This is a genomic window from Actinomyces naeslundii, assembly GCF_001956585.1.
In the GTDB taxonomy this organism is placed as follows: Bacteria; Actinomycetota; Actinomycetes; order Actinomycetales; family Actinomycetaceae; genus Actinomyces; species Actinomyces naeslundii.
Genome location: NZ_MSRR01000034.1, coordinates 1 through 15,550, shown reverse-complemented (window position 1 = coordinate 15,550; position 15,550 = coordinate 1). Strand labels below are relative to the sequence as shown.

Here is a 15,550-nt window from a genome sequence, read left to right as displayed (position 1 = left end):
TCACCGGCGACGACACGCTGATTGAGGGAGGCGGCTGAGTTACCACTGAACCGCCCTCTATGCGGCTACGCTACGAAGTAACGTTCTGGTGCACACGGATGTGGGGGATCAACAACCGAGACGCACGACCGCATAAGCATGTCACAGCAGTTGCAACTACTGGGTCGCCGTTTGGTCTCAGATCGGTAACACAGTCGAGGCACAGGTTGCACTGTGGTCGAGCACAGCGCTTTCCTGTTGAATAGACGACGTGACTAACGCCCCCACCGAGAACCTCACCCGTGCTGACGGCTCTCCTCTTCGTGTCCTGGTCGTCGACGACGAGCAGATGCTCGCCGACCTGCTCGCCTCCGCCCTGCGTTACGAGGGCTGGGAGGTCACGACCGCCGGAACCGGGATCGCCGCGGTGCGATCGGCTCAGGAGATCGACCCCGACGTCATCGTCCTGGACATCATGCTGCCCGACTTCGACGGCCTGGAGGTCATGCGCCGCGTACGCGGCCACAGCCCGAACGTACCGGTCCTGTTCCTGACGGCCAAGGACGCCGTCGAGGACCGCGTGGCAGGTCTGACCGCCGGCGGAGACGACTACGTCACCAAGCCCTTCTCCTTGGAGGAGGTGGTGGCCCGCCTGCGCGCCCTGCTGCGTCGCTCGGGGGCCAGCGAGGAGAAGCCCGACTCCCTGCTGGAGGTCGGCGACCTGCGCATGGACGAGGACTCCCACGAGGTCTGGCGCGGCGAGGATGAGATCCAGCTGACCGCCACCGAGTTCGAGCTGCTGCGCTACCTCATGCGCAACCCCCGCCGGGTCCTGTCCAAGCCGCAGATCCTGGACCGGGTGTGGAACTACGACTTCGGCGGGCAGGCCAACATCGTCGAGCTCTACATCTCCTACCTGCGCCGCAAGATCGACAAGGGCCGCGAGCCCATGATCCACACCATGCGCGGTGTCGGCTACGTGCTCAAGCCCGCCGCCGGCGCCGACGACCGCGCCTGACGGCCCTGGGTGCCGAACATGCCGGGAACGTCGAAGCCTCCAGCACCGGCCGGCGAGGGAGAGGGCCTGCGCGCCGGACAGGGAGCCGGTTGCAGCCCGCGATGGCGCGCCCTGCCCCTGAGGCGACCGCACAGCCTACGCACCCGCCTGGTCGTCGGGGTGCTCGGGCTGGTCCTGGTCATGGCAGCGGTCATGAGCACCTTCTCCACCCTCAGCCTGCGCCACACCCTCATGGCGCGCACGGACAACCAGCTGATGGCCGCCGCCCAGCGCGCCGCGGACAAGCGCCACGACCTGACGCAGGAGGCCGAGAAGGCCTCCGATGAAGCGGCCCAGGGAGACAAGGACAGCCAGCCCGGAGGGAAGGACGAGCCGGATGGAGCCGACAGCGGCCCCGGCAAGCAGGGGGTTCCTCCCGGTCTCGACGCCGCCGGACAATCCACTGGAACCCTGACGCTCATCACCCCGGAGACGTCGTCCTCCGGCAACGAGGCCGCCGCCTACATCGACAAGGACGGTCACTACGCGGCCATCTCCAAGGAGGACTGCCGGCTCCTGCTCTCCGAGGCCACCGAGGACCATCCCGTCACCGTCCACCTGCACCACCTGGGCAGCTACCGCGTGATGGCCACACGCGACGCGACCTCGGGTAGCACGGTCATCACCGGGCTCTCCCTGGAAGGCGACAAGGCACTCATCCGCACCCAGCTGCTCATCGAGCTGGCGGTGGCTCTGGTGGGCGCCCTCGTGGTGGCCCTGGCCGGGCGAGCCATGGTGCGATCCTCGCTCGCCCCCCTGGAGCGGGTGGCCCGCACCGCCCACCGCGTGGCCTCCCAGCCGCTGGAGCGCGGCGAGGTGAGCATCGAGGACCGCGTGGAGAAGGCGGATCTGGGATCCTCCGCCGAGGTCGGACAGGTCGGCGGCGCCCTCAACACGCTGCTCGGACACGTGGAGTCCGCCCTGGCCGCGCGCCAGCACTCCGAGACCCAGGTGCGCCAGTTCGTGGCCGACGCCTCCCATGAGCTGCGCACACCGCTGGCCTCGATCCGTGGCTACACCGAGCTCATCCGCCGCGAGGGGGCCGACGCCGACCTGCCGGAGGAGGCCACCTACGCCCTGGAGCGCGTGCACTCCGAGTCGGTACGGATGACAGCGCTCGTCGAGGACCTGCTACTGCTGGCCCGCCTGGACGCCGGGCGCGAGCTGCGCCGCGAGGAGGTGGACCTGGTCGGCCTCCTGGTGGACACGGTGGCCGATGCCCGTGCGGCCGGCCCCGAGCACGACTGGCAGCTGGATCTGGCTGTCCTCGAGCCCCCGGCCGGCGCCACGGCGGAGGAGGCCGAGGACTTCCTGCCCGAGCCGCCACTGGTCATCGGTGACGAGGCGCGCCTGCGTCAGGTCGTCGTCAACCTCCTGGCCAATGCCCGGGTCCACACCCCCGCCGGCAGCCACGTGACCACGACACTGGCTCGAGAGGGCGACACCCTCATCGTGCGCATCCACGACGATGGCCCCGGGATCGCGCCGGATGTGCGCGACCGGCTCTTCGAACGCTTCGCCCGCGGGGACTCCTCGCGCGAACGGCGTACCGGTTCAACGGGGCTGGGCATGTCGATCGCCCTGGCCATCGTCCAGTCCCATGGCGGCAGCATCGACGTCGACTCCTCCACCGCGTCCGAGGATCACGGGACCACCTTCACCGTCAGGCTTCCGGCCGCCGTCGTCGAGGAGTAGGAGCTCCGGTAGGTGGGCGGTGTCCACGTGGAGGGACGGCGGACTCCGGTCCCCGAACGCGCGGACCGCACCAGACGGCGTTGAGAGCCCGTCAGTCCCGGTGGCGGGGGTTGTGCTTGCGACGGGTGCGGCCCCAGTCGGTGAGCGACACGAGCGCCGACAGGGTCAGGCCGGTGACTCCGACGAGGGCCACCGACCCGGTGGCGTAGGCACCGAAGAGCTGCCAGCGCGAGCCCGGAGTACCCAGGTGCCACCACACCCAGGCGCCCAGGCCGAGAGCGCCCAGCGTGCACACGATGCCGACCGAGGCCAGCAGGATGTTGGCGAGGAACTGGTTCCACAGGCGCGGACCGCCGGCCGTCACCGGGACCGTCCCCACGGTGGTCAGCTCGGGCACCTCACCGGAGCCCTCCTCCCCGCTTCTCGAGCGTAGGGACCAGGGCGCGCGCCAGGCGCCGCCGGCCACCGCGAGAGCGCCCCAACCGACGGGTACGAGGACCCCGGCCAGGACGTCAGAGGGACGGTGCCAGTGACACACGAGGGTGGAGTAGCCCATGGCGATGGTGAACAGGGCACCGGCCCAGGCCGACAGCGCTCGCCAACGGCGTCCGGACAGCAGGACGAGGGCAACCGCGGCGGAGGCCGCCATGGTCGTGTGCCCCGAGGGCAGAGTGTTGGCGTTGTCCCAGCGCTCGGTGATGTTGAAGTCGGGGCGCCACAGGATCTGATACTTAAGGATCTGGCTGGTCAGGTTGGCCCCCACCACCGCCACCACGGCCCAGATGGCCCGACGGTGGCTGCGCCGCAGCAGGCCGATGACCAGGATCGTCACGACGAGGATGACGGCCGCCGGCATCGAGACCATCGACAGCAGGGCGCGGGCGTGGTCGCTCACGTAGTGCGAGCCGATCTCCGAGCCCTCCAGGGCCATGGCGTCGAGGGTCTGACCGGCGTGGGTGCACACGAACAGAGCCCACAGGCCGATCGTTGCCGCCAGACAGGACAGCGACAGCAGGCTTCCACGCAGACGCAGCTGTCCCAGGGAACGGGAGGTCCGCGATTGGAAGGTGGTCACTGGCAGATCGTAGGTTCTTGAGCGCACCAACCAATAGGAAGTCAGCCGCGATTCCTGTGCGTGACTGCTCACGGCTCACGCGGCTCCAGGTCACTGAACGGATCGTCCTGTCGTTCGCCAGGAGCGACGGAACCATCAGGACCGGTGGGGCCGGACACGTCCTTGAGACGGCGACCGGGCCAGCGCTCCGCACCGCCGACGTCGTCAGCCTCATCCGCGTCCTGGGCGTCGTGCGAGACGCCGATACCGGCCGAGTCCTCGGTGTCCTCGCTGTCCTCGGTGCGCTCGGCACGGGCGGCGAGGCGGGCGCACCGACGCAGCCACCACAGCCGCCCCAGGATGCCGGCGACCACCGTCAGGATGATGATGACGGCGACGACGATGACCTTCATCCAGGTCTGCATGGGGGCGGGCAGGGCCTCGGCCTCCTCGGCCGCAGCGGCCGTGGGGTCCATGGGAACGCGCTCGCCGGTGACCAGAAGGCGGTGGGAGTTGACACCGTAGGGCGTGCAGGTGATGAGCGTGATGAGGTCGCGTCCAGGGACCTTGCGCAGGGAGTCGGTCTCCTCGGGCTTGACGACGGCGATGTCGACGACCTCGTACTTGAGGGTCTGCCCCAGGTAGGAGACGTAGAAGGCGTCGCCCTTCTTGACCTGGGTGAGGTTGTCGAACATGGTCGCGGTGGACAGGCCGGTGTGGCCGGTGAGGACCGCGTGGGTGGAGGGGCCTCCGATCGGCAGGCTCGTGCCGAACAGGTGCCCGACGCCGTCGGCCAGGGTCCGGCTGTCGGTGCCGTGGTAGACGGGCAGGCTCACGTGGATGGAGGGGATGACGATCCGGGCCATGACCGGGTCGATGTCCATCTCGTGGAAATAGGCCTGGTACTGGGGGGCGTCGGGACGCTACGACTCGAGCCAGGGGTCAAGGATGGGGGCGCCCTCCAGATTGTCATTGTAGGTCTGGGCGGAGGCGTGCTCCGCGGCGATGGCCTCCGGCCCGGCCGAGTCCACGGAGGCGGTGTACATCTCGGCCAGGCGCTGCTGCTCGTCGTTGTTGTGCTGGGTCGCCATGACCAGGTATATGAGGACGGCGACGCCGACCAGGACCAGGATCAGCGGGAGCCAGGTAGGGTGTAGGTCCCGCCGGCGGTATACACCTTGCCGACGGCAGCGGAGCCGCTGGCACCGGTGATGGTCTTCTGTCCGAAGAGCCCCTCGGTGGCGGGCGTGGCGGACATGGTCCACTGCTCGGGTCTGGCGCTGCCGCCGTCGACAACGGTCACGAGAGTGACTCTCCCCCGGCCGACGACGTACTCGTTGTGCCAGACACACTTGACGGCGATCTCGTCCTGACGCTCGGCGAGCCGGGTCTCATCGAGACGGATCGTGCGCTTGTTGAGGTCCACCGAGTCGGACTGGTCCAGGCGGGTGGTTCCATCACGGCGCAGCAGCGGCGTTCCCCGACTCCCCGCCGTACAGGTGACGTTGCAGAGGAACCAACCGGAAGTCCGGACATCGCCGGTGTCGCGGTCGACGACGGCCTGCGGGCTGGTGCCCGCCTCCTGAACCGTGGCGGCGTCGTGAGGGGCCAGCAGGCTGTAGGTCCGCGGGTCCACTGCCTCGCCACTCCAGGTGGGGGTGAGACCGGAGGGGGTGCCCCAGTTCTCGTGGCCGTAGGTGCCCTCCGGCGAGGCGTTGAGGTAGCTGAACTGAGGAATCGTCAACGAGCCGTGGACAGCTGGGCCTGACATCTGCCGGAGCTCCCGTTGTTGACGAAGCCCCAGAGCTTCAGCTCGTACCTGATACCGGTACTCGGGTCGGTCCAGGCGGTGTCCGAACGGTCGGACTTGATATCGAGGATGTCGTCCGAGCAGCTGCGCCCGCTCTTGTCCGTATAGTTCTGGGTCATATATCCGTCGAATCGCACCGGACGGTTATTCTGATACATATAGACGTAGTTGCCCCATAATGTCCAACATTCCCCTTGGAGTCATAGGCGTAAGAAGTTGGAACCCTATCCTCCTCCTTACCGTAGTCTCCAACGATCAGCCTGCCGTCAGAATCGATCTTTCCGGTACAGGTGTTAATCGTGTCTTTTTCCACCCAGGGGAAGTTCGCCTCGATCGTTCCAGCCGTCCGAACATTGAAGCTCCTGTAGTAGGCCGTCTCCGGCCTGGCCGGGTTGGTGACCGCGCTGGTATCGGAGCAGATGGGACGGTTGACGCGCCTCATCATTCCGACAAGAAAAACCTGGCCGGCTTTGATGGACGTGGTGTTGGAGGGCTGGAACCCCAGGGAGGACTGACTGCCCCAGGAGGGTTCTCCCTCGAAGTCCGGACAGCTCCCATTGAGCTCCTAGCGCCCGTAGCCGACGGTGGCGTAGGCTCCGCTGCCCCCCCCTTGACGACGCTGGTGGAGTAGTCGCCACCGGCGGGCGAGTAGCGGATACAGGCGCGCGCGGCGGCCCATTGCCACGGGAGCGTCGAGTAGTAGTAGCCGCCCGCCAGATCGGTGACGGTGTCGCTCCCCTCGGTGTTGCGCACGTAGGAGATCTGTGCCGAAGTCTCCCCCAGAGGGACGCTGAAGTCGCTCGTGGCTGCATCCGCAGACGGAGCCGGCCACGGAAAAGCCACCACCGTCACCACAACAATGGCAACAGAAATGAACGCGGCAGAGAATTTGCACAGAAGTCCTTCATGTCCACGTCGCGAACATATTGATACGAGGGGCATGCCGATATAATTCCGACCACGAGGGACGGGAGCACTGAGACGCACCACAAACTTGACTGCTGAGAAATGTGGAGCCCTCACAGCCATCCCGACACCCGAGACGCCCCTCAGAGAACAACAATCGCACATCATTGCGCGACGCAACCACTTTCCCCCGAAATATCGCCAATCAACCCGTGTCGCAGTTGCGTATCATTAACAGTGAGGAGGTCACGACAATTAAGAAGAGGCGGTGAACATGAATCGTCGGTCTCAAAAAAAGAGTTTACCTACCACACACTTATCGGAGGCCGACGTCTTTTTGATTTTCTTTCGGCATGCAATTCTCAATCGATAGTGAGGAAGCCCACGGCAATAAGGTGCCGAGTCGCCTCAACCATCTCCGCCCGCAGTCCGATGGCGTCCTCCCCCGTCAGTGCGACGACCGCGGAGGCGATCTGGCCCACGCTCAACTCGCCGTCAGCGACCCCGGCCAAGGCGGCCACCACGGTGGAGGCCCGGATCGTACGCCCCAGCCCGCCTCCCTGGCGCAGCAGGATGACTGTGGGCTCGGCGGCGCCCGGGATGAGGTGGCGCTCCTCGGTGACGTCGGGGGCCAGCACCGGACGAAGGTCGGCGACGGCGTCGTCGTCGAGACCGGCGAGCCGCTCCCGGACCTCCAGCACCTCGGCGACATGATGCCCCAGGACCCCCTGACCGGAGGTGGTCACCTCCTCCAGGAGACGCCAGGGATCACGGGGCCTTAGCGGACGATGGACGATGAGGTAGCCGAAGCCGACGCCCTGGACTCCGCGTACCTCGAAGTCGTCGATCCATGCCCCCAGGGCGGCGTCGAAGCCCTCGGCGTCGCGCTCGGAGGTCAGGCCGCCGTCGCGCAGCCACATGGTGGCGTACTCGACCGGGTCCTGGACCTCGCGCTCGATGACCCAGCCGTCGAGCCCTTCGGGGATCCAGGTGGCGACGGCCTCGCGCCACGAGTCAGCACCACGGTGCTCCCAGTTGCCGAGCATGACGGCAGCAGCGCCCGGCTCGAGGTGCTCCCTCAGCCCGGCGACGAGCTCCGGCAGGACGGGGCCGCCGGCATCGCGGTACTCCATGAGGGGCAGACCGGCCTCGCGCACCGCGGGAGGGGTCAGGACGAAGGGCGGGTTGGAGGCGATGAGGTCGAAGCGCCGGCCGGCCACTGGCTCCAGGAGGGAGCCTCGCAGAAGCTCCAGTCGACCGCCTCCGCCCCCGGAGCCGGCATCGGGGTCGCCCATAACGCACACGCCGGCCAGGGCCGCGTTGAAGGCGGTGAAGGCCAGGGCCCGCTCGGAGATGTCGGTGGCGACGACGTGCTCGGCGTGCCGCAGGAGGTAAAGGGTCTGGATGCCGCAGCCGCAGCCCAGGTCCAGAGCGCTACGGACCCGCGTGCGCGGCGTGAGGCCGGCCAGAGTGAGGCCGGCGCCGCCGATGCCCAGGACGTGGTCGGGGGCCAGGGCCCGGCCGGTGACCAGCTCGCCCAGGTCAGAGGCCACCCACCAGCGGATCTCACCGGCGTCGTCGACGGCCTCATGGGGGCGCAGGTCGACGCGGGCGCGGACGTATCCGGCCTCATCGGGCTCGCCGACCAGGCCGATGACGGCCGCACCCGCCGCTCCGGTGCGGGGCAGGGCCGCGTCGAGCACGGTGGCGAGGACCGGCTCACCGAGCATGAACAGGGCGGTCAGGACGGCCACGGGAGACGAGTCGGTCCCGGCGGCCAGGGCGGCGCGCACGGAGCGCAGGGCGGGCAGGCGGATCTCCCGGCGCAGGGCGGCGTCGGCCGCCTCGCCCAGGAGCGTGGCCACTGCCTCCACGCCCCAGCCGGACTTGGACAGGTCCGCCCGCAGGCTCGCCGCCTGCTCGGGTGTCACAACCGGAGGCGGGAAGGACGATGACGGCTCGGACGCGGACCGGGTGCTCGCGGGGCTCATGAAACCGACCGTAGCGCGAGGCACCGATCGCATCGGGCACCCCGCCGCAGAAGAATGCCGGCGGGCACCGACTCACAGGAGCCGGGAGGCGAGCTCGGCGTACTGGCGGATCTTGACCTCGACGTCGTCGATGTAGCTGACGAGCATGACCTCCTCGGTGCCGTGGTTCTCGGCGAAGGAGGACAGGGCATGGGCGACCTCGTCGTAGGTGCCCACGATGATGGCGGTGTCGCGTTCGAGGTAGCGCTCGATCTCGGCGCGGTAGGGAGCGTCGAGGGTGGCCGGGTCACGGAAGCGCATGGGACGGCCGGTGCGCAGGCTGAAGCGGGCGTCGGCGGCCACAAGGGCCTGTTCACGGGCCTCCTCGCGGGTGGCTGCGGCGCTGACGCACAGGGCGGAGAGGGTCTGGCCCCCGTGGATGGAGTCGTGGCCGGCGCTGCCGCCGCGGTGGTGCGCGCCGTCGCCCCGGGTCTCCGGGTTGTCGGGGAGGTGGGCGCGGTAGTGGTCCATGATCTCGACCTGCTGGCGACCGGTGAAGAACTGGGCGTAGGCGTAATTGAGGTCGTGAGCGCCGGCCCAGGCGGCCGACTGGCCCGAGGATCCCAGGAGCCAGACCTCCGGCATCCGGGCCGGACGGGGCCGGACCTCGATGGAGGCGTAGTGATGGGTGGCCGGCAGGTCGTCGCGCAGGAGGGCGACCGTCTCCTCGATGAGGGTGTTGATGGCGTCGGGGTCGATGACGCGGCCCTGGTTGAGGGCTCCGGCTGCGCGCATGTCGCCGCCGGGGGCGCGGCCCAGGCCCATGTCGACGCGGCCGGGGTGGAGGGTGGCCAGGGTGGCGAAGCGCTCGGCCATCTGGAGCGAGCCGTAGTGCATGGCCATGACACCACCCGAGCCCACCCGGATGCGGCCGGTGGCGTCCAGGATGTGCATCATGAGCAGGTCGGGCGCGGAGGACAGGAAGGATCCAGTGCTGTGGTGCTCAGCCAGCCAGAGGCGGTGGTAGCCGGACTCCTCCAGTCCGCGCCCCAAGCGGACGAGGTCCTCCAGAGTCCGACGGGCCTCTCCCCCTTCGAACAGGGGAACCTGCTCCAGGACGCTGATCCGGCTGAGACAAGGACTCATGGCTTCTCCTGACCTGGTGCGCGGTGGTGGTGGGGCCAGGCCAGGATGGATCGGCCGGGCCCGGATGACCGGAGTAACACCAGCAGGCAGCGACTCATTCCGCCACCTTCCCAGCGAGGGCCTCTCACGCGCACGGGCACAGGATCCCCGCCCCCGACGGCATCGAAGGTCCCCGGCCGGTTCGGGCTCACGCGGCCGGGACTGGCCGGCGTCACCACAGCGTCACTAGATAAGGTATACCTTCTTAAACATAGGAGAAGTTTTGGTTGCACCTATGGGCTTCTCGTCCTACGGTTGGGTCGACGGAGCCGCACGGCGCCGGCCCCGCGCAGGTCGCCGCAGGCCCGACCCGCACCGGCTCACACCACCGCGCACCACGATTCGCACGATTCAGGAGGCACCCATGGCCGTTCTCACCATCGGAGACCAGTTCCCCGCCTACGAGCTCACCGCCGTCGTTCCCGGCAACCTCAAGGAGGTTGAGGCCAGCAAGCCCGAGGACTACTTCACCACCGTCTCCTCGCAGGTTCCCGCCGGGACCTGGCGCGTCGTCTTCTTCTGGCCCAAGGACTTCACCTTCGTGTGCCCCACCGAGATCGCCGCCTTCGGCGACCTCTACCAGGACTTCAAGGACCGCGACTGCGAGGTCGTGGGCGTCTCCGTGGACAACGAGTACACCCACTACGCCTGGCGCCGCAGCCATGACAAGCTCCAGGACCTGCCCTTCCCCATGGCCAGCGACCTCAACCGTGAGCTCACCGAGGCCCTGGGCATCAAGCGCGCCACCGGTGAGGCCGACCGCGCCACCTTCATCATCGACCCCCACAACGTCATCCAGTCGGTCTCCGTGACCGCCGACTCCGTGGGCCGCAACACCGAGGAGGTCCTGCGCCAGCTCGACGCCCTCCAGTCCGACGAGCTGTGCGCCTGCAACTGGCAGGCCGGCGCCGCCACCATCGACGCCCTGGGCCAGATGAGCTGACGGGCGCACGCCCCGGTTTCCTCTCCAGCACCCGATCGACGAAACGAGAACACATGAGCATCGACAACCTGCGCTCCGCCCTGCCTGACTGGGCCAAGGACCTCTCCCTCAACCTGTCCACCCTGTCCCGCTCCTCCTCGCTGACCGAGCAGCAGCAGTGGGGCACCTTCGTGGCCGCGGCCGCCGCGACCCGCAACGAGTCCGTCCTGGTCCAGGTCATGGAGGACGCCCGTACCCACCTGTCCGAGGAGGCCATTGGCGCCGCCCTGGGCTCCGCCTCCATCATGGCGATGAACAACGTCGCCTACCGCACGCGCCACTTCCTGGGCTCGGCCTACGAGAACGAGCGCATGGGACTGCGCATGAACATCATCGGCACCTCCGGCGGCGTGGAGAAGGTCGACTTCGAGCTGTGGAGCCTGGCCGTGTCCACGATCAACGGCTGCGAGAAGTGCGTGACCGCACACGAGGCCACGGTGCGCGGCGAGGGCCTGAGCACCGAGCAGGTCTGGGAGGCCGTGCGTATCGCCGCCACCCTGACCGGCGTGGCCCAGGCCATCAGCGTCGTCGAGACCCTCGACTGACCCTTCGGCTGAGAACTACGACGGCGGCCGCCGGCTCCTCATCGGGAGCGGGCGGCCGCCGTCTGTCTATGTATCTATGCGTCCGTGCTGCTCAGCTGCGGGGGTCGGCGTCGATGGCACCCTGGGTGTCGTCGAAGATCAGGTTGGAGATCTCGACCTGGACCGTCTCGACCTGAGGGACGTCGTGCAGGAGGAGCGGGTCATCGGCGGAGGTCTGCAGGGCCAGCGTGCCGCAGCCGAAGAAGCGGTCGGTGACGTCCTTGTCCAGCTGGATGTCGGAGATCCGGGTCAGGGGCAGGTCATGACCGATGCGACTGAAGATGCCCGAGCGGGTGATGATGCGCTTGGTGGTGACGGTGTAGGTATGCATGTACCACTGCAGCCACGGCACGAGCAGCAGGGGGACGCTCAGGACGAGGACCACCACCCAGATCGCCAGGACGCCCCAGGGCTGCCAGCTGGTCGGGGCCATGACCGAGGCGACGACGCCGACCACGAGCAGAAGGATCTCGACGACGAACCGCCACAGGAGGACCTTGATGTGGGTGTGCATGTGCCGTACCACGACCTCGTCGCGGCTCAGGAGCTTCTTCGACATTGCCATGCTCACCATCGTGCCAGGGTGTCGGGGGTTCGCGCACCCGTACGACAAGAGGACCGGCGGGGCAGCGCCCCTCAGCCGGTGAGCATGCCCATGCCTACTGAGGCGACGACCGGTGCGATCCCCAGGATGACGAAGGCCGGCAGGTGGCAGGCGCCCAGCGGCAGGACGAGGCGGACCGCCAGGCGCTCAGCGGCCTCCTCGTCGCGGGCGCGCCGTCCTGCCCGCAGGCTCCTCGCCGTCGCCTCCAGGAGGGCGACCGGCGAGGCACCGTCCTCCCATCCGGGGCGCAGGCACGACTCCAGGCGACTGCGCCGACGGCGCCACTGCTCATCATCGGGTGCCGACCAGGCCTCATTCCACGAGGCCCCCAGCAGCAGAGCCCGGCCCACGACACCGGCGCTCTCCTCCTGAAGGGCTTCTCCCAGGGCGGTCAGCACCCCGGGCACCGAGGCCCCGGCGCTCAGGGCCGATGCGGCCAGGTCCAGGACGAGGGCCTCGTCGACGACGTCGCCGTCGGCGGTCGCGGCCCGCACGAAGCGCCGAGTGACCAGGTGGCCCACCACCATGAGGATGACGCCGAGTGCACCCAGGGCGCTGCCGGCCCCGCCATCGAGCAGGAGGGCCGTGGGGTCGGCGCCCACGAGCACTCCCAGCCCCAGGCCGACCACCGGCAGGCAGGCCAGGAGCCGGGCGGTGGTACGCGGGCCGGCCAGGGCCGCCCGGCGGGAGGCCTCGGCGTGACCCGACTCGGCGACACCACCGGCCACGGCCTCGAGGATGTCGGCCAGGGGCGCCCCCAGAGCGGTCGACAGACGACAGGAGGCAATGGCTCCCGGTACCGCGGCGGCCGTGGCGCGCCGCTGCCGGGCCCGCCGCCCCGGAGGAGGCGGGCGCCAGAGCAGGTGGCCGTCGCGCCGGCGAGGCAGCCAGGAGTCGTGCTGGAGGTCCGCGAGCGCGTGGAGCGCGGGCGGCACGCCGTCGTCATCGGGCTCGGTGCCCTCGGTGAGGCCGGCGCGCTGGAGAGAGCGCGTCCAGGCCCTCTGTGAGGTGGCACCAGCGCGCAGGAGGCTGGCAACCTCGGTGAGCAGCAGCCCGAGGTCCGGCTCAGGTGAGCTCCTCCACCGGGAGCGCAGAAGGCTGAGAGTGCTCTGCGGGGCCCGCGCACCGGCACCGCCCGGGGAGGCATCGGTGACCCAGCCGCGCGGTAACCCACGGCGGGCCGGCAGCAGGAGCACGGCGGTGGCCAGAGCGACCAGGACCGCGGCGATCCAGGCGCCCGCGCCCGGTGGACCGCTGACCGGAACAGCCACCGGTACGGGCACCCGGCCAGGCGCGGCATCACCCATCGCAGCAGTCGTGGATAGACCGACGAGCAGAACAGCAGCCGCCCTCATCATCTCGGCCCGCCCTCCCCCAGGGCGAGCGAGCCTGCGAGACCACGGCGGGAGAAGGGATGCGAGCCGATCCGTTCTCGCAGCGCGGGCGCGGCCGGGCCCGGACTCAGGTGGGCGCCCTCGTCCACGCGCAGTGCCTCCTCACACACCAGGACCGCACCGGCGGGGGTCGTCTCACGCCGCAGCACACCAACGGAGGCGATGTACCGCCGCGCCCCGGAGGCGCCTGCCTGCCGGCGCAGGTGGACGACGGCGTCGAGCGCGCTGGCGGCCTGGGCGGCAACGGCGGCCTCGTCGAGTCCCGCGAGCGCTCCCAGGGCGGTCAGGCGTGCGGGGACGTCGGCGGGCGAGTTGGCGTGGAGGGTGGCCCAGCCGCCCTCGTGCCCGGTGTTGAGGGCGGTGAGGACATCGCGCACCTCGGGGCCGCGGCACTCGCCCAGGACGATCCGGTCGGGGCGCATGCGCAGGGCGGTACGCACCAGGGAGGTCATGGAGACCGCGCCGACGCCCTGGACATTGGCACCGCGCTCCTGAAGGTGGACGACGTGGGGGTGGTCGGGGCGCAGCTCGCTGGCCTCCTCGATGCACACGATGCGCTCGTCCTCCGGCACGAGCCCGAGCAGGGCGGCCAGGAGGGTGGTCTTGCCGGTTCCGGTGGCTCCGGTGACCAGGCAGCTGGCGCGGCCGGTCACCAGTGCGATCAGGACGTCGTCGAGGCCTGGAGCGATGGTGCCGGCCTTAACGAGCTCGGCCAGGGTGAAGCCGCGTCGGCGCTTGGTGCGCAGGCTGATGAGGGTGCCGTCGGCGCTCAGGGGCGGCAGCACCGCGTTGAGACGGGTGCCGTCTGGCAGGGTCGCGTCGACGACGGGGCAGGCGTCGTCGAGGCGCTTGTGGGCGGAGGCGGCCATGCGCACGGCCAGGGCCCGTACCTGGGGCTCCTCCATGGAGGCTGCGGGGACGGGCTCGAGGCCGCGTCCCCGGTCGATCCAGGTGCGACCACCGCTGACGAGGACGTCGGTGACGCCGTCGGTCTCAACGAGGGGTTGCAGCAGCGGACCGGCACCGTCGACGTCGGCGCGCACCCGCTCACCGAGGCGGGCCATACCCACCTGGCCGGTCGTGGGGTCGGCGGCGTCGTTGAGGGCCTCGTCCATCCCGGCACCGCGGGCCAGCGCGCTGCGCACCCGGGCGAGCTCGGAGCCGTCGGGACCCGGGGCGGCGCGGGTGGCAGCGGCGCCGGGGAGATCGAGATTCACCGGGGCCATGGTGCGCTCCCCCGCTCATGTCCCACGCTCCGCCGGCCGGCCGGGACCGGATCGGACAGCTCGGACGGCTCAGCGACGAGGACCCGGGCCAGCAGCTCCCGTGCCAGGGCGGTGGCGGCGCGCCGGGTGGCCGAGCGGGCCCGCACCGGGTCCTCTCCGAGGGCCAGGCGCTTGGTCAGGACCCGGTCGGTGGGGACCCGCCCCAGGACCGGACAGCCGGTGATGAGCTCAAGGTCCTCGGCGGCGACGTCCTCGCCCCTGTGACGCACCACGAGCCACACCCGCGGCCCCGAGGTCGCCCCCTTAGGGCCACCAGGGACCGTTGGGGCGCGGCTGCCCGGCTGAGAACTGCGCAGCCGCGGGATGAGGCTCTCCGCGGCGACGGCCGAGCGCAGGTCGAGCCCGGTCATGAGCAGGACCCGGGCCTCCGACGGCGGGGGCGTTCCGCGGGGCAGGTCCACCAGGACGACGTCGTGCTCGGCGCGCATCGCCTCCAGAACCGCGTCCGCGCAGCTCGTCGGCCCGCCGCGGACGTCACCGGTGAGCACCGGTATGGCGTGCCACACGGGCAGCGCCCCGACCAGGTGACCGGGCCGGAAGGCCGACTCCTCCACCGGGAGATCCGCCCACCGCAGCCCGGTCAGCACGGCCTGCCCGCACAGGAGGTCCAGGCCGCCGGCAGGGTCCAGGTCCATCATCGCCACCCGCCTCCCGGCCCGGCTCAGCGCCCAGGCCAGGTGCAGCAGCAGGGCGCTGACCCCCAGGCCCCCACGGGCACCGGTGATGGCCAGGACCTGAGCCGTGGGAGCTCTACGGGCGGGTGCGACCCCCACCGATACGTCCGGCACCGACGACGGTGCCAGGGCCTCCTCCCCCGTTTCCGGGGCGACCTGCATGAGTGTCGACGCGCTTGCCTGCGTGGCTGCCTCCATGGCGCCTCCTCCGATCTGGTGCGCGGCCCCCGCTGGGCACCGGTCCTGTCACCAGGGTGCGGGTCCGGTCGCGGTAGCACCTACCGACGTCGTCGGACCTGTGGAAACGGGTTGCGGAAGCGGGCCTGTGGCCCCGCGCCATCCGCAGCCACCCGCCACAGGCGCCGAGCGT

At 69.9% G+C, this 15,550-nt stretch carries 16 protein-coding genes; 4 read left to right on the top strand and 12 right to left on the bottom strand.

Annotated elements, in window-relative coordinates; translation table 11 throughout:
- Positions 1-250: 250 nt before the first annotated feature.
- A complete protein-coding gene (locus tag BKH33_RS12735) occupies positions 251-997 on the top strand; it encodes a response regulator transcription factor (RefSeq protein ID WP_003783844.1) in 747 nt (248 codons plus the stop codon).
- Positions 998-1,015: 18 nt separating this feature from the next.
- Entirely contained in the window at positions 1,016-2,731 is a 1,716-nt protein-coding gene (locus BKH33_RS12730) for a sensor histidine kinase (protein WP_232621526.1), read from the top strand.
- A gap of 91 nt (positions 2,732-2,822) precedes the next feature.
- On the opposite strand, the gene BKH33_RS12725 is transcribed toward BKH33_RS12730, so the two are convergent.
- From BKH33_RS12725 to BKH33_RS12700, 8 genes are all read right to left on the bottom strand, one after another.
- The gene (locus tag BKH33_RS12725) at positions 2,823-3,878 is read right to left on the bottom strand and encodes a phosphatase PAP2 family protein (protein WP_003783826.1); all 1,056 of its coding nucleotides are present in this window, start codon (positions 3,876-3,878) and stop codon (positions 2,823-2,825) included.
- A complete protein-coding gene (locus BKH33_RS12720; RefSeq protein ID WP_003783851.1) occupies positions 3,875-4,669 on the bottom strand; it encodes a class C sortase in 795 nt (264 codons plus the stop codon). The genes BKH33_RS12725 and BKH33_RS12720 overlap by 4 nt, the downstream gene beginning before the upstream one ends.
- A gap of 39 nt (positions 4,670-4,708) precedes the next feature.
- The gene (locus BKH33_RS14230; RefSeq protein ID WP_003783846.1) at positions 4,709-4,876 is read right to left on the bottom strand and encodes a hypothetical protein; all 168 of its coding nucleotides are present in this window, start codon (positions 4,874-4,876) and stop codon (positions 4,709-4,711) included.
- Positions 4,877-4,917: 41 nt separating this feature from the next.
- Positions 4,918-5,556: a hypothetical protein gene (locus BKH33_RS14225; RefSeq protein WP_003783828.1), complete on the bottom strand. Its 639-nt coding sequence runs from the start codon at positions 5,554-5,556 to the stop codon at positions 4,918-4,920.
- Positions 5,526-5,714 (bottom strand): hypothetical protein, encoded by a 189-nt coding sequence (locus BKH33_RS13980; RefSeq protein WP_003783836.1) that lies wholly within the window; start codon positions 5,712-5,714, stop codon positions 5,526-5,528. Before BKH33_RS13980 ends, BKH33_RS14225 begins: the two co-directional genes overlap by 31 nt.
- Positions 5,711-6,037: a hypothetical protein gene (locus BKH33_RS13975; protein ID WP_198482883.1), complete on the bottom strand. Its 327-nt coding sequence runs from the start codon at positions 6,035-6,037 to the stop codon at positions 5,711-5,713. Before BKH33_RS13975 ends, BKH33_RS13980 begins: the two co-directional genes overlap by 4 nt.
- Positions 6,038-6,863: 826 nt before the next feature.
- Positions 6,864-8,492, bottom strand: a complete 1,629-nt coding sequence (locus BKH33_RS12705) for a DUF7059 domain-containing protein (protein ID WP_043538646.1) — start codon at positions 8,490-8,492, stop codon at positions 6,864-6,866.
- Between the two features lie 72 nt (positions 8,493-8,564).
- Positions 8,565-9,617 (bottom strand): MsnO8 family LLM class oxidoreductase, encoded by a 1,053-nt coding sequence (locus BKH33_RS12700; protein WP_003780383.1) that lies wholly within the window; start codon positions 9,615-9,617, stop codon positions 8,565-8,567.
- Between the two features lie 403 nt (positions 9,618-10,020).
- Here BKH33_RS12700 and BKH33_RS12695 point away from each other — a divergent pair, with 403 nt between their 5' ends.
- Together BKH33_RS12695 and ahpD are read left to right on the top strand one after the other, a co-directional pair.
- On the top strand, positions 10,021-10,599 hold the full coding sequence (locus BKH33_RS12695) for a peroxiredoxin (protein WP_003780378.1): 579 nt from the start codon (positions 10,021-10,023) through the stop codon (positions 10,597-10,599).
- A 53-nt stretch (positions 10,600-10,652) separates the two neighbouring features.
- Positions 10,653-11,183 (top strand): alkylhydroperoxidase, AhpD family, encoded by a 531-nt coding sequence (gene ahpD / locus BKH33_RS12690; protein WP_003780380.1) that lies wholly within the window; start codon positions 10,653-10,655, stop codon positions 11,181-11,183.
- Between the two features lie 91 nt (positions 11,184-11,274).
- Here ahpD and BKH33_RS12685 read toward each other — a convergent pair whose 3' ends face one another.
- The 4 genes from BKH33_RS12685 to BKH33_RS12670 all read right to left on the bottom strand — a co-directional run bounded on the left by BKH33_RS12685 (position 11,275) and on the right by BKH33_RS12670 (position 15,378).
- A complete protein-coding gene (locus BKH33_RS12685; RefSeq protein WP_043538648.1) occupies positions 11,275-11,787 on the bottom strand; it encodes a PH domain-containing protein in 513 nt (170 codons plus the stop codon).
- Between the two features lie 71 nt (positions 11,788-11,858).
- On the bottom strand, positions 11,859-13,133 hold the full coding sequence (locus BKH33_RS14220) for a type II secretion system F family protein (protein ID WP_143228662.1): 1,275 nt from the start codon (positions 13,131-13,133) through the stop codon (positions 11,859-11,861).
- Between the two features lie 47 nt (positions 13,134-13,180).
- Entirely contained in the window at positions 13,181-14,446 is a 1,266-nt protein-coding gene (locus BKH33_RS12675; RefSeq protein WP_003782370.1) for a TadA family conjugal transfer-associated ATPase, read from the bottom strand.
- The gene (locus tag BKH33_RS12670; RefSeq protein ID WP_003782372.1) at positions 14,434-15,378 is read right to left on the bottom strand and encodes a cellulose synthase operon protein YhjQ/BcsQ; all 945 of its coding nucleotides are present in this window, start codon (positions 15,376-15,378) and stop codon (positions 14,434-14,436) included. Before BKH33_RS12670 ends, BKH33_RS12675 begins: the two co-directional genes overlap by 13 nt.
- Positions 15,379-15,550 lie beyond the last annotated feature (172 nt).

Coding starts and splice junctions, on each gene's coding strand:
- BKH33_RS12705 (WP_043538646.1), bottom strand. CDS start 8,492: ATGAGCCCCGCGAGCACCCGGTCCGCGTCCGAGCCGTCATCGTCCTTC.
- BKH33_RS12685 (WP_043538648.1), bottom strand. CDS start 11,787: ATGGCAATGTCGAAGAAGCTCCTGAGCCGCGACGAGGTCGTGGTACGG.
- BKH33_RS14225 (WP_003783828.1), bottom strand. CDS start 5,556: ATGTCAGGCCCAGCTGTCCACGGCTCGTTGACGATTCCTCAGTTCAGC.
- BKH33_RS12730 (WP_232621526.1), top strand. CDS start 1,016: ATGCCGGGAACGTCGAAGCCTCCAGCACCGGCCGGCGAGGGAGAGGGC.
- BKH33_RS14220 (WP_143228662.1), bottom strand. CDS start 13,133: ATGGGTGATGCCGCGCCTGGCCGGGTGCCCGTACCGGTGGCTGTTCCG.
- BKH33_RS13980 (WP_003783836.1), bottom strand. CDS start 5,714: ATGACCCAGAACTATACGGACAAGAGCGGGCGCAGCTGCTCGGACGAC.
- BKH33_RS14230 (WP_003783846.1), bottom strand. CDS start 4,876: ATGGCGACCCAGCACAACAACGACGAGCAGCAGCGCCTGGCCGAGATG.
- BKH33_RS12695 (WP_003780378.1), top strand. CDS start 10,021: ATGGCCGTTCTCACCATCGGAGACCAGTTCCCCGCCTACGAGCTCACC.
- BKH33_RS12700 (WP_003780383.1), bottom strand. CDS start 9,617: ATGAGTCCTTGTCTCAGCCGGATCAGCGTCCTGGAGCAGGTTCCCCTG.
- BKH33_RS12720 (WP_003783851.1), bottom strand. CDS start 4,669: ATGGACATCGACCCGGTCATGGCCCGGATCGTCATCCCCTCCATCCAC.
- BKH33_RS13975 (WP_198482883.1), bottom strand. CDS start 6,037: ATGAGGCGCGTCAACCGTCCCATCTGCTCCGATACCAGCGCGGTCACC.
- BKH33_RS12670 (WP_003782372.1), bottom strand. CDS start 15,378: ATGGAGGCAGCCACGCAGGCAAGCGCGTCGACACTCATGCAGGTCGCC.
- ahpD (WP_003780380.1), top strand. CDS start 10,653: ATGAGCATCGACAACCTGCGCTCCGCCCTGCCTGACTGGGCCAAGGAC.
- BKH33_RS12675 (WP_003782370.1), bottom strand. CDS start 14,446: ATGGCCCCGGTGAATCTCGATCTCCCCGGCGCCGCTGCCACCCGCGCC.